This window comes from Halorubrum lipolyticum DSM 21995 (assembly GCF_000337375.1).
In the GTDB taxonomy this organism is placed as follows: Archaea; Halobacteriota; Halobacteria; order Halobacteriales; family Haloferacaceae; genus Halorubrum; species Halorubrum lipolyticum.
Genome location: NZ_AOJG01000012.1, coordinates 1 through 15,314, shown reverse-complemented (window position 1 = coordinate 15,314; position 15,314 = coordinate 1). Strand labels below are relative to the sequence as shown.

16 protein-coding genes and 1 other RNA gene are annotated in these 15,314 nt (G+C 68.4%); 9 read left to right on the top strand and 8 right to left on the bottom strand.

Annotated features, from left to right (window positions below; genetic code table 11):
- Positions 1–133 precede the first annotated feature (133 nt).
- Positions 134–1,381 (top strand): MgtC/SapB family protein, encoded by a 1,248-nt coding sequence (locus C469_RS04820; protein WP_049911046.1) that lies wholly within the window; start codon positions 134–136, stop codon positions 1,379–1,381.
- Positions 1,382–1,413: 32 nt separating this feature from the next.
- Here the strand turns inward: C469_RS04820 and C469_RS04815 are convergent, their stop codons facing one another.
- The gene (locus tag C469_RS04815; RefSeq protein WP_008004352.1) at positions 1,414–1,788 is read right to left on the bottom strand and encodes a CBS domain-containing protein; all 375 of its coding nucleotides are present in this window, start codon (positions 1,786–1,788) and stop codon (positions 1,414–1,416) included.
- Positions 1,789–1,934: 146 nt separating this feature from the next.
- On the opposite strand from C469_RS04815, the gene C469_RS17350 reads away from it, so the two are divergent.
- On the top strand, positions 1,935–2,192 hold the full coding sequence (locus C469_RS17350) for a hypothetical protein (protein ID WP_082230114.1): 258 nt from the start codon (positions 1,935–1,937) through the stop codon (positions 2,190–2,192).
- Positions 2,182–2,409 (top strand): hypothetical protein, encoded by a 228-nt coding sequence (locus C469_RS17345; RefSeq protein WP_082230113.1) that lies wholly within the window; start codon positions 2,182–2,184, stop codon positions 2,407–2,409. The genes C469_RS17350 and C469_RS17345 overlap by 11 nt, the downstream gene beginning before the upstream one ends.
- Positions 2,410–2,487: 78 nt before the next feature.
- On the opposite strand, the gene C469_RS04805 is transcribed toward C469_RS17345, so the two are convergent.
- Both C469_RS04805 and dph5 read right to left on the bottom strand, forming a co-directional pair.
- Positions 2,488–2,874 (bottom strand): CBS domain-containing protein, encoded by a 387-nt coding sequence (locus C469_RS04805; RefSeq protein ID WP_008004350.1) that lies wholly within the window; start codon positions 2,872–2,874, stop codon positions 2,488–2,490.
- Positions 2,875–2,940: 66 nt separating this feature from the next.
- Positions 2,941–3,738, bottom strand: coding sequence for a diphthine synthase (dph5, locus tag C469_RS04800; RefSeq protein WP_008004348.1), 798 nt, complete (start codon positions 3,736–3,738; stop codon positions 2,941–2,943).
- Positions 3,739–3,956: 218 nt separating this feature from the next.
- On the opposite strand from dph5, the gene C469_RS04795 reads away from it, so the two are divergent.
- The 3 genes from C469_RS04795 to lrpA1 all read left to right on the top strand — a co-directional run bounded on the left by C469_RS04795 (position 3,957) and on the right by lrpA1 (position 7,330).
- A complete protein-coding gene (locus C469_RS04795) occupies positions 3,957–5,852 on the top strand; it encodes a 2-oxoacid:acceptor oxidoreductase subunit alpha (protein WP_008004346.1) in 1,896 nt (631 codons plus the stop codon).
- 3 nt (positions 5,853–5,855) lie between these two features.
- Positions 5,856–6,794 carry a thiamine pyrophosphate-dependent enzyme gene (locus C469_RS04790; protein WP_008004344.1) on the top strand — a complete coding sequence of 313 codons (939 nt, stop codon included), beginning with the start codon at positions 5,856–5,858 and terminating at the stop codon, positions 6,792–6,794.
- 107 nt (positions 6,795–6,901) lie between these two features.
- Positions 6,902–7,330 (top strand): HTH-type transcriptional regulator LrpA1, encoded by a 429-nt coding sequence (lrpA1, locus tag C469_RS04785; protein ID WP_008004342.1) that lies wholly within the window; start codon positions 6,902–6,904, stop codon positions 7,328–7,330.
- Between the two features lie 38 nt (positions 7,331–7,368).
- Here the strand turns inward: lrpA1 and C469_RS04780 are convergent, their stop codons facing one another.
- The 4 genes from C469_RS04780 to C469_RS04765 all read right to left on the bottom strand — a co-directional run bounded on the left by C469_RS04780 (position 7,369) and on the right by C469_RS04765 (position 12,358).
- On the bottom strand, positions 7,369–7,863 hold the full coding sequence (locus tag C469_RS04780) for a hypothetical protein (RefSeq protein WP_008004340.1): 495 nt from the start codon (positions 7,861–7,863) through the stop codon (positions 7,369–7,371).
- A gap of 64 nt (positions 7,864–7,927) precedes the next feature.
- Positions 7,928–8,464, bottom strand: coding sequence for a GNAT family N-acetyltransferase (locus C469_RS04775; protein ID WP_008004338.1), 537 nt, complete (start codon positions 8,462–8,464; stop codon positions 7,928–7,930).
- A 171-nt stretch (positions 8,465–8,635) separates the two neighbouring features.
- Positions 8,636–11,788 carry an isoleucine--tRNA ligase gene (ileS, locus tag C469_RS04770; RefSeq protein ID WP_008004337.1) on the bottom strand — a complete coding sequence of 1,051 codons (3,153 nt, stop codon included), beginning with the start codon at positions 11,786–11,788 and terminating at the stop codon, positions 8,636–8,638.
- A gap of 102 nt (positions 11,789–11,890) precedes the next feature.
- Positions 11,891–12,358, bottom strand: coding sequence for a pyridoxamine 5'-phosphate oxidase family protein (locus C469_RS04765; RefSeq protein WP_008004335.1), 468 nt, complete (start codon positions 12,356–12,358; stop codon positions 11,891–11,893).
- A gap of 105 nt (positions 12,359–12,463) precedes the next feature.
- On the opposite strand from C469_RS04765, the gene C469_RS04760 reads away from it, so the two are divergent.
- Entirely contained in the window at positions 12,464–13,489 is a 1,026-nt protein-coding gene (locus C469_RS04760; protein ID WP_008004332.1) for an aldo/keto reductase, read from the top strand.
- An 87-nt stretch (positions 13,490–13,576) separates the two neighbouring features.
- Here the strand turns inward: C469_RS04760 and C469_RS04755 are convergent, their stop codons facing one another.
- Positions 13,577–14,035, bottom strand: coding sequence for a hypothetical protein (locus C469_RS04755; RefSeq protein ID WP_008004331.1), 459 nt, complete (start codon positions 14,033–14,035; stop codon positions 13,577–13,579).
- A 132-nt stretch (positions 14,036–14,167) separates the two neighbouring features.
- Here C469_RS04755 and C469_RS04750 point away from each other — a divergent pair, with 132 nt between their 5' ends.
- Complete coding sequence (locus C469_RS04750) at positions 14,168–14,581, top strand: DUF7548 family protein (protein WP_008004328.1); 414 nt, start codon at positions 14,168–14,170, stop codon at positions 14,579–14,581.
- A gap of 77 nt (positions 14,582–14,658) precedes the next feature.
- Positions 14,659–14,970, top strand: an RNA gene (gene ffs / locus C469_RS16275) — signal recognition particle sRNA.
- Positions 14,971–15,314: the final 344 nt, after the last annotated feature.

Sequence of the window (15,314 nt, the reverse complement as noted above, 5' to 3'; positions counted from 1 at the left end):
CGACGACTCGGTCGGGAAGGGAGCGACGACGGGGAGGGCGACAGCGTCGACTGCGACCGCGACAGCAACAGCAACGGCAACGGCAACGGCGACAGCGACGACGACCGCGGCGACTGCGACGAGGTGACACCCCTTGTTGAGCGCCGTCGATCCCCTCGTCTACCTCCAGACGAACGTCGCGAAGCTGGTCTTGGCGACCGCGCTGGGGATGTTCCTCGGACTGGAACGGGAGTGGTCCCAGAAGTCCGCGGGGATCCGGACGTTCGCGCTGATCGGCCTCGCGGCGGCCGTCTTCTCCCTACTCGGCGACGACGGGCTCCTGATCGTCGGCGGCGCGTTGATCGTCGCCGTCGCGGTGCTGCTCGCGGTCCAGAGCTTCGTCGAGGAGGAGGTCGACGGGCTCTCTTTGACCACCTCGGTGTCGATGCTCGTCACGTACGGGGTCGGCGCGCTCGTCGCCGAGGAGTTCTTCATCGAGGCCGTGACGGTGGCGATGCTCTCCTCGCTGCTGCTCGTGTTGAAACGGGAGCTCCACCAGTTCGCGTGGGGGCTCTCGCGGGAGGAGGTCCGCAGCGCGGTCGAGTTCACCATCCTCGCGTTCGTCGTCTTCCCGCTGCTCCCGGCGGAGACGGTCGACCCGTGGGGCGCGGTCCAGCCGCGGCTGATCTGGTCGCTCGTCGTCGCGGTCAGCGCCATCGGCTTCGTCAACTACGTGCTCGTGAAGCGGTACCAGGGGCGCGGCTACGCAGTCACCGGGTTCTTCGGCGGGCTCGTGAACTCCACCGCGGTCGTCGCGGAGATGGCGAAACGCACGAAGGGACGAGCGGACTTACTCGACATCGCGGTCGGGTCGATCCTGCTGGCGAACGCGGCGATGGCCCTCCGGAACGCCGCCGTCGTCGCCGCCTTCGTCCCCGAGGCCGCAGTGGTCGTGGGCGCGCCGCTGGGCGCGATCACGGTCACCGGCGTCCTCGTCGCCGTGTGGCGCAGCGACTGGCGGACGACGATGGAGGCCGAGTTGACCTCGCCGTTCAGCCTCCGGAACGCCCTGACGTTCGGCGCGCTGTTCGTCCTCGTGCTGCTCGTCTCGGCGGGCGCCGAGCGAACGTTCGGCGCGGGCGGGTTCGTCGCCACGTCGTTCCTCGCCGGGCTCGTCTCCTCCGGAACCGCGACGACGACCGCCGTCTCGCTTCTGGGGACCGGCCAGATCACCGTCGACACCGCGGTCGCGGGCGTCGTCGCGGGGACGGCCGCGAGCGTCCTCGTCAAGACGGCGTTCGCCGCGAGCATCGCGCGGGAGCTGGTCCGGCCCGTGCTGTTCTGGAACCTCGTGCTGATCGCGGCGGGGATCGCGGTCGGCGCGCCGCTGCTTCTCATTTAAACAGACGAGCGGACCCGACGCCGCCCGTCGACTCAGGAGAGGTGCTCGGCCACGTCGGTCGAAGAGACCATCCCGACGTAGTCGTCGTCGACGACGGGGAGGTGTTTCACGCCGTACATCGTCATCATCGCCGCGACCTCCTCCATCATGAGGTCCGGCGTCACCGTCTCGACGTTCCGCGTCATCACGTCTCGGACGGTCGTCTCAGTGGTGTCTTCCCCCTCGGCGACGGCGCCGACGATGTCGCTCTGCGTGACGATACAGCCGCCTCCGGTCGTCACGACGAGCGCGCTGATGTCGCTGTCGCTCATCCGCCGCGCAGCCTCCCGGAGCGGTTCGTCGGCCCCGATCGTCTCGAGCGGCGTCGACATGACATCGCTGACGCGGGTCCGGTCGTTCAGATCCATACCATGTCGTGTGCTACCATGTTTGATTACTCTTCCGGTGCGCGGCTTCGAACGGACCGACCGCTTCCGCACGGACGGCGAACGGTCCGGAGGACCTGACGCCGTTCGGACGAGCATATATACGCGTTCGTGCCCGTACTGTTCACATGTCAGGGGCTCTCAGCTCGTTGGACGACTTCGGGACCCGGTCGCTGCTCACGCACGCCATCATGTCGGTGACGCTCCCGTTGGGGCTCGTCATCGGGCTCACCGTGGACTCGCAGCTCGGGCTGGTGTCCTTCGTGGCGCTGTTGAATTTCACCGCCGGGATGTGGATATGCCAGTCGATCCACTCGCTCGGCGCCGAGGCCAGCGACGACGGGTACGACGGCGTCATCAACGAGATCAGGTCCTATGTCAAGTGACAGCGGGCTCGACACCGCTCGGTTCGGTCGCCTCCTGCTGCTGATCGGGGGCGTCACGGCGGTGTCGCTGCTGACGTCCGCACGGGTCCTCCCGAACGACCTGTTCTCTATCGCCGTCGTCGCGATCGGGAGCATCGCCGTCGTCACCGCGATAATCGGGTTCCTGATCGCGGCGGGCGCCACCTACGACGACCAGATGGCCGCGTCGGGTCGCTGACTCTCGCGGTCGGAGACTGCCTCCCGAGGTGGGTCGCGCGCCGTCTGACGGCGCATCGGCTGCGCGCCGCCGGACCGCTCACCGCTGCTCCGAGACGTACGCCGTGAGGTCGGTCGTCGACACCATCCCGACCAGCTGATCGTCCGCGTCGACCACCGGCAGGTGCGTGTACCCCCGGTCGGTCGGCTCCGCGAGCTCTTCGACGGAATCGTCGGGGGACACGGTGACGACGTCCGTCGTCATGAACGCCTCGACGGACGTCTCGTCTTCCGGGTCGTTCCGTCGGACGAGCGAGACGAAGTCCGTCGCGGTTATCAGTCCCGTCAGGCGCCCGTCGTCGTCGACGACGAGGATGGAACTCACGTCCGTTTCGAGCATGCGCCGGGCCGCGTCGGCGGCGGCGGCGCCCGGGCCGATCGTGACGAGGTCGGTCGACATGAGCCGTTCGACGGCGAGGTCAGTCATGTGGCGTGATAACGCGGTCGGGGGTCATCAAACGTGCGGTCGTCGGGGCCGCGACCCCCGCCGCGCTCACTCCTCGATGAGGTCCGCAGGGGCGCCCGCCAGCCCGGCGAGCGCGTCGGCCTCGACGTGGTGGAGGTCCCCGGGGATCACGAGGAGGTGGAGCGGGTCGCCGAACTCGCGCTGGGCGAGCGCGCTCAGGCGGTCGGCGGCGACGACCGCGTCGGGCGCCCCCGCGCGGGCGACGACGACCGCGAGCGCGTCCTCCCACCCGTCGGCGAGCAGGCCGGCGGCCACGTCGGCGGTCATGTACTCCTCGTGGTCCGGGTCGGGACCGGTCGGGCCGGTGCCGACCTTGATGTCGAGGTAGACGACGGTGTGGAGCCCGCGCTCGCGGTTCGCCTCGATCGTGTCGATCACGCTTCCGGGCACGTCGTCCCCGCCGTGAGCGTACGGGAACGGGAGCGTCGTGGCCTTGCCGAACCGGTAGTTCTGGAGCCCGGTCAGACTCGACGCGGCCGACTGCGCGGTCACGCCGTGGATCACCCGGGTGTCGATCCCGCGCTCCTCGGCGCGCAGCCGGAGGTCGGTGTGGGTCGTCGATATCATCGTGTCGCCCGCGGTGAGGAACGCGGCGTGGCCGTCCGCCGCCGCCGCGAGGATCGCCTCCGGATCTCGCTCGACGCCCTCGCGGGACCGGACCTCGATCTCCGCGTCGTGGTACGCCTCGAGGTCGTCCACGTCGGCGCCGACCAGCCGGCTCGTGTAGAACTCCGCGAAGACCCGGTCCGCGGACCGGAGCGCCTCGCGCCCCTCGACGGTGATCGAGCGCTCGTCGTAGAGGCCGAGACCGATGAACGTGAGCATACGACCCGTCGGGCGGGCGGCGAGTAAAAGGGCGCGGAACGCCGGCGATTCCCCGAGAGGGGGAACGGATCCGAACGGTCGAATATGACGGTTCTCCCGGTCGGAGACGGCCGATATTAAAGGTCCTTCATGATCGTCTCTTGTGATTCCATAGCAAGCCCTAAGAGGTAACCAACACAATGTCGAATCACTAGGCCCTCACGGGCTCACATACCACTATGACTGACGACGAACTCATCTGGCGGATATCGGGGGGATCCGGTGACGGGATCGCTTCGACCAGCCAGAACTTCGCGAAGGCCTTGATGCGATCGGGGCTCAACGTCTTCACGCATCGCCACTACCCGTCGCGGATCCGCGGGGGCCACACCTACACCGAAGTCCGTGCGTCTTCGGACCCGGTGAACTCCCGGGGAGACGGGTACAACTTCCTGCTCGCGCTCGGCGACTCGTTCGCCCGTAACCCGCAGGAGGAAGCCGTCTACGGGAACGAAGAGATCAAGCCGCTCTCGGAGAACCTCGACGAGCTCCGCGAGGGCGGGGTCATCGTTTACGACGAGGGGCTCTTAGACGCCTCTGAGATCCCGGACTTCGAGGAACGCGCCGAGGAGAACGACTGGCACGTATACCCCCTCGACCTCCGCGGGCTCGCCCGCGACATGGGTCGCGAGGTCATGCGCAACACCGCCGGCGTCGGCGCGACCTGCGCGCTGACCGGCATGGACCTCAACCACGTCGAGGACCTGATGCGCGACGCGATGCCGGAGAAGATCCTCGAACCGAACATCGAGATCCTCGAGACCGCCTACGACCAGGTCAGCGAGGAGTACGACGTGGACGCCCCGGACGTGTCGGTACCGACCGGCGAGCACGACGAGACGCAGCTGCTCATGTCCGGCTCGGACGCCATCTCCTACGGCGCCATCGACGAGGGCTGCCGGTTCATCGCCGGCTACCCGATGACGCCGTGGACCGAGGTGTTCACCATCATGACGCAGAACCTGCCGTCGCTCGGCGGGATCTCCGAGCAGGTGGAAGACGAGATCGCCGCGGCCGCGCTCGCGGTCGGGGCCTCCCACGCCGGCGTGAAGGCCATGTCCGGCTCCTCCGGCGGCGGCTTCGCGCTGATGTCGGAGCCGCTCGGGCTCGCGGAGATGACGGAGACGCCCGTCGTCCTCGTCGAGGCCATGCGCGCCGGCCCGTCGACCGGGATGCCGACGAAGCCGGAGCAGTCCGACCTCGAACACGTCCTGTACACCTCGCAGGGCGACTCCCAGCGCGTCGTCTTAGCGCCCGGGACCGTCGAGGAGGCGTACGAGCAGTCGCGGATCGCCTTCCGACTGGCCTACGAGTACCAGATCCCGTCGATCCTCCTGTACGACCAGAAGCTCGGCGGCGAGATGACGAACGTCCCCAAGAGCCACTTCGACCGCGAGCCGAACCCGACGCTCGGGAAGACCCTGACCGAGGACGCGCTCGCCGACGAGCCGCACTCGCCCGACGGGAAGTTCCACCGGTTCCAGCACGACGTCGAGGACGGCGTCTCGCCGCGCTCGATCCCCGGCCAGAAGGGCGGTCGCTTCCTCGCGACCGGCAACGAGCACAGTCCCACCGGCCACATCGAGGAGTCGCCGGACAACCGCGTCGCGCAGATCGACCGGCGGACGCAGAAGCTGGAGGCGATCCGCGCCGACCTCGATCAGGAGGACACCGGCTCGTACGTCGGTCCCGACGACGCGCAGTACGGTATCCTCACGTTCGGGAGCCAGCAGGGAACCGTCGAGGAGGCGGTCGGTCGGCTCAACGACGCCGGGATCTCGGTGAAATCGTACGGCGTCTCCGACATGCTCCCGTTCCCGACCGAGCAGGTCGAGGCGTTCGTCGAGAGCGTCGACGAGGTCCTGGTCGTCGAGATGACGGCGTCCGGACAGTTCCGCGGGCTCGTTCAGAAGAACCTCGGCCGCTACGGCGAGAAGCTGTCGAGCCTGTTGAAGTACAACGGGAACCCCTTCGAGCCCGCCGAGATCGTTGACGGGTTCGAGGCCGCGATCATCGAGGGCGACGGCGACGCGTCCGGCCATCAGACCACCTTCGTCCCAGCCGCAGGTGACTAACCAATGAGCACGTTTTCAGCAATTGGAGAGGAGCGAGAGATCGACCGCGACGAGTACACCCCCGGCGTCGAGCCGCAGCCCACGTGGTGTCCCGGCTGCGGTGACTTCAGCGTCCTGAAGGCGCTCAAACAGGCGCTCCCCGAGGTCGGCCGTTCGCCCGAGGAGACCCTCCTGTGTACCGGGATCGGCTGTTCCGGGAAGCTGAACAGCTACCTCGACACGTACGGGTTCCACACGATCCACGGGCGCTCGCTGCCCGTGGCCCGCGCCGCGAAGCTCGCGAACCCCGACCTCGAAGTGATCGCCGCCGGCGGCGACGGCGACGGCTACGGGATCGGCGGGAACCACTTCCTGCACACGGCCCGGGAGAACCACGACATGACGTATATCGTCTTCAACAACGAGATCTTCGGGCTCACGAAGGGACAGACCTCCCCGACGAGCCCGAAGGGCCACAAGTCGAAGACGCAGCCGCACGGCAGCGCAAAGGAGCCGCTCAAGCCCCTCTCGCTGTCGCTGAACGCCGGCGCCTCCTACGTCGCCCGCACCGCCGCGGTCAACCCGAACCAGGCGAAAGAGATCATCATCGAGGCGATCGAGCACGACGGGTTCGCGCACGTCGACTTCCTCACCCAGTGTCCGACCTGGAACAAGGACGCGCGCCAGTACGTCCCGTACATCGACGTCAACGAGTCCGACGACTACGACTTCGACAAGACGGACCGCGTCGAGGCCGCGGAGATGATGCGCCAGACCGAGGAGTCGCTGTACGAGGGCGAGGTCCTCACCGGCCGCTACTACGTCGACGAGGACCGCCCGTCCTACGGCTCGGAGAAGCAGACGATCGGCGAGATGCCCGAGGAGCCGCTGGCCGAGCGCTACTGGGACGACGACTACGAGTGGGAGCGTTCCCACGACGAGTTCCTCGACAAGCACGCCTGACGCGGGCGTAGACCGGGATCGCCCGACGATCCCGTCGCGGTTCGTCGTCCGCTCGTCTCGTTTTTCGATTCGCAAGGTATTTTTTCTGTCGAGACAAAGCATTCGGTATGAGTACGGTATCGACGGAGGAACGGATCCTGTCGGTGTTAGAGGAGGACGCACAGGCCTCCTGCGCGGAGATCGCCGACCGAGCGGAGGTCTCGAAGCCGACGGTGCGGAAGTACATCGACCGCCTCGAAGAGAAGGGCGTGATCGTCGGCTACTCCGCGGAGGTCGACCCGAAGAAGCTCTCGTCGCAGTCGATCGCGATGGTCGGGATGGACGTCGACTCGGGACAGTACGTGAGCGCGACTCGGAAGCTGAAAGAGCTCGACGAGGTACAGGCGCTGTACACTTCATCCGGCGACCACATGCTGATGGCCGAGGTCCGCGCCGGCGACGGCGACGAGCTGGGCGACGTCATCTCGGAGAAGCTCCTCGGCGTGGACGGCGTCACCGCGGCGCACCCCTCGTTCCTGCAGGAGCGCCTGAAGTAAGCTCTGACCCGTCGATCGGTTCGACACCGGCAGATCTTCTATCGGTATGCGAGCGCGATGAGGAGCCCCGCCACCGCCGTACCGCCCAGCGCTGCGATGGCGACCGCGGACTCGCTCGCCCCCAGCAGAACTCCGGCGAGCGGGAGACAGAGCAGCGTCCCGGCCCACATCGCCGCCCCGCCGAGCCGCCGCGCCCGCTCGCGGCTCACGTCCGGCGTCGTCAGGAGTTCGCGGCGGTCGCGGTAGCGGACGAGCCATCCGAGGCCGATCGTTCCGAGGGCGGTGACACCGAGCGCCCCGGCCGCGACGAGCCGCTCGGGGACCTCGAAGGCGATCGCTGCCGCCAGCGCGAGCAGGAACGCGCCGGTCCCTCCGAGAACGGCGGCGTTCGCTCGCGCGCCCGCGTCGTCGCCGTCGTCGGTCCCGTAGAGCCGGCGGAGCCGACTCCCGGACGAGAGACTCGCGAGGGCGACGATCACGAGCGCGGCGCCGAGCGCGACGAGGAGGGACGAACCGAAGTCGACGGGAATCATGATCGGACGGGTGGCAGTGGACGCGCCGGACACTTCATTCCGCCCCGTCGGGGTGCCGGACGCGTTATCGAAGCGCGTCCACGTCGGTCACGACGATCGACTCGTCGCCGGCCGGCCCGCGACGCGTCTCGCGGTGCGCGAACCCGTGCGCGCTAAAGAACTCGGTGGCGCCGGGGCTGTCGGCGGGAACGCTCGCTCGAAGGGTCCCGACGCCGTGGTCGGCGACCGAGGACGCGACGCGAGCGAGCAGTTCGCTCGCGACGCCCTCGCCGGCGTGGTTCGGGTGGACCCACAGCGCGAGCAGTTCGGCCTCCCGGTCGCCCTCGCCGGCCCCTCCCGGGTCGTCGGCCGATTCCCCCACGGCCGTCGGTCCGTCGACCGACTCTTCGGCGTCAGGATGGGCGATGGCGACGCCCACCGGTCCCTCCTCGTCTTCCATCAGGAACGACCACTCGGCCTCCGCGGCGGCCTCGCGGACGCCGGCGGCGGACACGTCGAGAAGGGGAGCTCCGATGTCGTCGAATACGGTCGCCTCGCGGGCCCGCGAGACCGCCGTTCGAAGCGCCTCCGCGTCGTCGGGCCGAGCCGCCCGGACATGCATGTACGACCGTGGGTAAAGAAGTCACCTATAGGTTTCGGGACGGCAACGTTTCACAGGGAAGCGAGGATACGAATCGGGTGTCCGATCAGTTATACCGCTATTTGGCGTATGACGACTCGCTAATTGCACGTACCTCTGTGAATACGGCCGTGCGAAACGCCGATTCGATCGTTACGCGACCGGTTCGATTCCGATCGTAACCGCGACGCCTTCGACCTCCCACTCTTCGACGAGGCCGCCGTCGGCGTCCGCGGCGTCTCTCGGGCCGTCGAGCCACGCGTCGGCGCGCACCTCGCCGGCGATCAGGTCGGCGTGGTCGTCGACGAAGCCGGCGATCCGGTCGTCGTCGACGTCGACCCCGACGCGGATCCGGGCCTCCACGTCCAGGTCCAGCTCCTTTCGCATCTCCTGGATTCGGCGGATCACGTCTCGGGCGTACCCCTCCGATTCGATCTCGGGAGTCAGCGAGGTGTCGACGTAGACGGCGCCGCCGTCGAAGTCGGCGCCGGAGACGTGCTCCGGCGGCTCGGCGACGTACTCGATCATCTCGTCGGCGAGGTCGACGGGCTCGCCGTCGACGGTCACCTCGCCGCCCTCGACCGCCGCGCGGGTCGCGCCCTGCACCGCCTCCATCACCTTCTGCGCGTCGCCGCCGAACGCCGGCCCGATGGAGGCCATCTGCGGCTCGGCGGTCTCGACCAGCTCGTCGAACGCGTCGGTGACGGTCACCTCGCGGGCGTTGACGCGGTCGGCGATCAGGTCGGCGAGGCGCTCGACCGCGGCGGTCACCTCGTCGTCGTCGCTTTCGACGACCACGCGCGGCACGGGCCAGCGGAGCTTGCGCCCGGCCTGCTGGCGGGCGTTCGCGGCGGCCTCCTCCACGTCGCGGAGGACGCTCACGTCGCGTTCGAGCTCGGGGTCCCGGAGGTCCGCGTCGGGCTCGGGGTAGTCGAGCTGGTGGACCGTCGTGGCCTCGCCGTCGAGCGTCTGGTACATGCGCTCGGTCAGGTACGGCGCGATCGGCGCGAGCAGCCGGGTCGTCTCGTCGAGGACGGTCGCGAGCGTCGCGTAGGCGCCGCGCTTCGAGGCGGAGTCGGCCTCCTCCCACATGCGGTCGCGGACCGCCTTCACGTAGAAGCGCGACACGTCCTGCGTGACGAACTCGATGACGGCGTTGACGGCGTCGCTGACGCGGTAGTCGGCCCACGCCTCCGTCGCCTCGGTCTCGACGGACTGGAGCCGCGAGAGCACCCACTCGTCGACGAGTTCGAGCTCGCCGTCCGAGAGGTCGGCGTCGGCGGGGTCGTAGCCGTCGAGCTCCATGTACTCCAGCGGGAAGCGGAACACGTTCCAGAGGATGTTGAGCTTCCCCTGCAGCTCGCCGAGCCCGTCCCACTCGAACGCGAGGTCGACTCCCTGCTGGTCGTGGCTGAGGAGGTACGTTCGGAGCGGGTCGCGGCCGGCGCGCTCGATCGCCTCTTCCGGGGTGACGATGTTCCCGACGGACTTCGACATCTTGCGGCCGTCCTCGTCGTTGGCGAATCCGTGCATGAGAACCTCTTCGTAGGGGACTTCGCCGACTGCGGCGGTCCCCATCCCGAGCTGCGACCAGAACCAGCCGCGGGTCTGGTCGTGCGCCTCGACGATGAAGTCGGCGGGCCACAGCTCGTCGTGGGCGCCCTCGTCGCTCGGGTACCCGAGCGTGCCCCACGAGGCGACCGAGGAGTCGAGCCACACGTCGAACACGTCCTCGACGCGGCGGTAGGCGGTGCCGTCCTCGACGATCGTCAGGTCGTCGACGGCCGGGCGGTGGAGGTCGATCGCCTCGGGGTCGACGTCCTCCTCGACGCGTTCGGCGAGCTCCTCGCGGGTGCCGATCACGATCATGTCGTCGTCGAGGTCGCTCCCGTCCGCGTCCTCCGGCACCCAGATCGGGATCGGGATGCCCCAGTAGCGCTGGCGGGAGACGTTCCAGTCGGGAGCGTCCTCGATGAAGTCGCGGAAGCGGTTGTCGCGGGCCCACTGCGGGTGCCACTCCGAGTCCTCCATGTTGTCGAGGAGGTCCTCCTTGACATCCGTGATCGAGATGAACCACTGGTCGGTGACCAGCTGGATGATCCCGGTGTCACAGCGCCAGCAGTGGCCGTAGCTGTGCTCGACGGTGCCGTGCGCGAGCATGTGGCCGTCGGCGACTAAGTCCTCGACGATGTCGTCGTTGGCGTCGCGCACGAACCGCCCGGCGTACTCGCCGGCCGCCTCGGTGAACTCGCCGTTGGGACCGACGGGACAGTAGATGTCGAGTCCGAGCTCGCTGCCGCGGTGGAAGTCCTCTTCCCCGTGACCGGGCGCGGAGTGGACCAGCCCGGTGCGGTCGGCCTCGACGTAGTCGGCGGCGTACACCTGCCCGGCGCCCTCGAAGTCCGGGTACTCGGCGACGCGGTCGGCGAGCGGGTGGTCGTACGCCCAGCCGACCAGTTCGTCGCCCGTCAGCTCCGCCTCGACCTCGTACTCCTCGTAGCGGCCCTCCCCGAGCACGTCCTCGACGCACGCCTCGGCGACGTAGAGCACCTCCTCCTCGCCGTCTCGCTCGGCGCGGACCGCGTTGTAGGTGAGCTCCTCGTCGACGGCGACGAAGGTGTTCGCGGGGATGGTCCACGGCGTCGTCGTCCAGATGACGAGGCTTCCTTCCCGGTCCGCGAGGGGGAACTTCACGTAGATGGAGGGGTCCTCGACGTCCTCGTACTCGACCTCGTTGTTGGCGAGCCCGGTCTCGCAGCGCGGGCACTGCGAGATGGAGCGTTTCCCCTGCTCGACGAGCCCGTTGTCGGCGACCTCGGAGAAGGCCCACCAGGCGGCCTCCATGTACTCGGGGTCGATCGTCTCGTACGGGTCGTCCCAGTCCATCCACACGCCGATCGACTTGAAGTCCTCGTCCATCGCCGCCCGGTTTTCCAGGGCGAACTCCTTGCACTTCTGGATGAACGGCTCCATCCCGTACTCCTCGATGTCCCGCTTGTTCTCGAAGCCGAGCTCCTCCTCGACTTTCACCTCGATCGGGAGCCCGTGCATGTCGTAGCCCGGGCGGTCGGTGACGCGGTGGCCGGTCATCCGCTTGTGGCGGATGATCGCGTCCTTCAGCGTCTTGTTCCACGCCGTGCCGAGGTGCATCTGCCCGGAGGTGTACGGCGGCCCGTCCACGAAGAAGAAGGGCGGGTCGTCGGCGTGCGCCTCCTTCGCCGACTCGTAGGCGTCGGTGTCGTCCCAGTACTCGTCGACCGCCGACTCGACGTCCGCGGGCGTGTACTGGTCGTCGATATCGTCCATATCCGTTGGTCTTCGCGCGCGTATTTGAATACGGCGGACTCGGCGCCCGCCCGGCGACATCGGTGCCACGCGACCGGGGAACTCGGCGTCGCGTGCCCGGCGTTAGCGGTCCGCAGCCGGTGTCGTTCGGCCCGTCATCTCGTCGATCTCGAACCCCGCGATGACGACGTCGATGTCTTCGATGGCCTCGTCGAACACCCGGATCGGAGTGAACCGGCGATTGATCTCGGCGGTGTCGAAGCGCTCGCGTTCGGCCTCGGACAGCTCGGTGAGCCGTCCGGTAACGACGACGCTCCACGAGTCGATCTCCTGCGGCTCGTCGGTGGACTCTGTGCTATGGACGACGTAGCAAGCCGTTTCGGTCGCGTCCCAGAACGCCAGCTTCGTACTCCCGTCACTCAGTCCGAGACGGAAGTAGAGCTTCTCGCCGTCGTAGTAGTGCGCCAGCGGAAGCGCGTACGCGTCGTTCTCCCGAGCGAGCGAGAGGACGCCGGACGTCGCCGCGCGTAACCGCTCGGCCGTCTCGGCGTCGTCCATCCCGCGACTGTACGCGTACTCGACATGTTCCATGGTAACAAGTCTTCAGACATCGACTTAACTATCGGGTGCGGTGCGTGCCCGATCGGTCGAAACGGAGTCACGGTGTTTTATTCTCGCAGAACGGGTTAATCGAGTATGGACTACCGACGACTCGGTAACACGGGACTCAGCGTCTCCGAGCTCTGCTTCGGGACGTGGCGCTTCGGGAGAGAGACGAACGGCGTCGTCGAGACGGGCCGCGAGGAGGCGCACGAGCTCCTCGACGCGGCGGCAGACCGCGGGATCAACTTCATCGACACCGCCAACGTGTACGGGACGCCGAACGGGACGAGCGAGGAGTACATCGGGGAGTGGCTCGCGGAGCGCGAGCGCGAGGACTACGTGATCGCCTCGAAGGTGTACTTCCCGTTCGACGGGCGCGGCGAACCCGGTCCCAACGACTCCGGGCTCGGCCGCAAACATATTCGCGCGCAGGTCGAGGGGACCCTCGATCGGCTCGACACCGACTACCTGGACATCTACTACATCCACCGTTGGGACGAGGAGACGCCGATCGAGGAGACGATGCGCGTCCTCGACGAGCTGGTCTCGGAGGGGAAGGTGCACTACCTCGGCGCCTCGACGATGGCAGCGTGGCAGCTGACGAAGGCACTGTGGACCGCCGACGCCAACGACTACGCGCGCTTCGACGTGGTCCAGCCGCTCCACCACGCGGGCTACTACGAGGACGTGAAGGAGTACCTCGACGTCTGCATCGACCAGGACATCGCCGTCTGCCCGTACTCCCCGCTCGCGGGCGGGTTCCTCACCGGCAAGTACGAGCGCGCCGACCCCGACGACCCCGAGAAAGTGATCGCGCCGGACGGCTCGCGCGCCAGCTTCGACGACCGCTTCGAGCGCTTCTACCTCTCCGAGCGCGGCTGGACGGTGCTGGACGCGGTGCGCGAGGTCGCCGACGAGCTCGACGCGACGCCCGCGCAGGTCGCGCTCGCGTGGCTCACCGAGTGGGACGAGTTCACCTGCGTCCCCATCGTCGGCGCGCGAACGACCGACCAGCTCGAAGAGAACGTCGCCGCGACCGACCTGGAGCTGTCCGACGCGCAGTGGGACCGCATCATGGACGCGCGCTACGCCCCGGACGGGACGCTCTGGGGGCACTGAGCGGGAGCGAAGGGGAGCGGGAACGAAAGGGAGCGGGAGCGAAAGGGAGCGGGAGCGAAAGGGGGCGATCGAAGCGAGCGCCCCGCGCTACTCCCCGAAGTCGGGGAGGTCGTCGGGCGCCTCGAACTCGGCCTCCCAGTCGATGTACTCCTCTTTCAGCGTCTCGCAGACGATCTGTCCCAGCTCCGTGAGCCCCGCGTTGATCGCGGAGACGGTCCCCCACGAGTCCAGCTCCGGGTGGAGGTCGCGCTCCTTCCAGTCCTCGGGGAGCCCGGGTGCGTGGTAGCCGACGCGGTCGGCGAAGTCGTCCCAGAAGAAGTCGAACCGGGAAACGAGTTCGAGGTCGAGCGCGATCCGCCAATCTTCCTCGTCCATGTCGCTGCCGGCGGCCCACTCCGCGAACGCCTCCTCCCACGCGCCCTCGCGCAGGAACGCCTCCAGCTCGTCGCGGCGGTACTCGCCGCCGGCGACCTCGGCGTCCTCGTACTCGTTCGGGTCGACGGCGGCGAGTTCGGGCGGCTCCGGCGGGTCGACGTCGAGGGTCATGGTCCACCCTCCGCGCCGGCGACCCAAAACGCTACGGGAGCGCGCCGCCCCGCCGTCACGCCTCCCCTCTTTCCCCCTCGCGTCTCGCTCCGATCCGGTCCTTTTACCGCCGTCCCTCACCGAGCCTCGGGCATGGAGCTCCGCGACATCTCGCGTCGGGTGGGGATCGCCGCCGGCGTCGTCACCGTGCTCGCGCTCGCCGCGCCGTACGCGGTCCTGTCGGGGGGAGCGTACGCGTCACAGCTCGCCGACTACTACGCCTCGGGGATCGTCGGCGGCGCCGGAATCGCGCTGTTCGCGCTGCTCAGCGCGGTCGTCGTCGCCTCGGTCGATCGGGGGAACCTCGACCCCGGAACGCTCGCCGGCGCCGCGGTCGTGCTCGGGGTCGCGACGACCCTGAGCGCGGTGGCGTGGGCGACGGCGATCGAGCCGAGCCCGATGTTCCGCGACAACCTCTGGCTGGTGTGGCACGCGCGCGTCGTCGTCGCGCTCTCCGTTCCGATCCCGGTCGCCGCCGCCGTGTACGCCCGCGATCTGCTGGCGTAGCGTCGCTCCCCGACGCTTCCGGAGGCGATCCGGTCTCCGCCGAACGAAAGGCCCTTAAGGTGGTGCCGTGTACGCCGAACTGGACTAGGTCGGGCGGTTAGGCCCCGCTCGTCACCCGCGAGGTAGTCTTTAGCGGGGACCGAACAGCGGGCGCGTCCGGTCTGACCGGCGCGGGCCCCGAGAGCCAACGTGGAAGCCTCGTCCGCCGGGGACAGCGGTCCGCGACGCCCGCTCGCAGGAGCGGTCCGTCGCGGTTCGTCGGCGACACCGGGTCAGGCGCGGAAGCGAGCAGCCCATCGCCGGACGCCCGTCGCTCGTCGGGTCGCGGGGTGGAGAAGGCAACCGGGATACCCCGCGCCGGAACGCCGGGCTACCCCGCCCGTCCGCCATTCATACGTCGTTTATACGTGATCGACTGATGTTGCTGTCGGCTGTTTATACGTGGTTGCTGGTGGATCGGCGGTGAAGGCTTCCAAAGCCCCAGCCGCTTACTTATAAATCGTTGCCGACGGATCGGCGGCGAACTCCGCCAAAGCCCCAGTCGGCGAGGCGGGCGCACGCTTGCTGCGCGCCTCACTCGGTCGCTCACGTTGTTCGCTCCCTCGTTGCGGTGTCGTCGGCGACTTCGCCGCCGCCTGCTCGTGGCGCGTAGCGCCACGCTGCTTCCGTCGTCATCAGAACGCTTTGCGTTCTGATTGGCTCACGAGAGCTTTGCTCTCGTGAACGCCTGCGC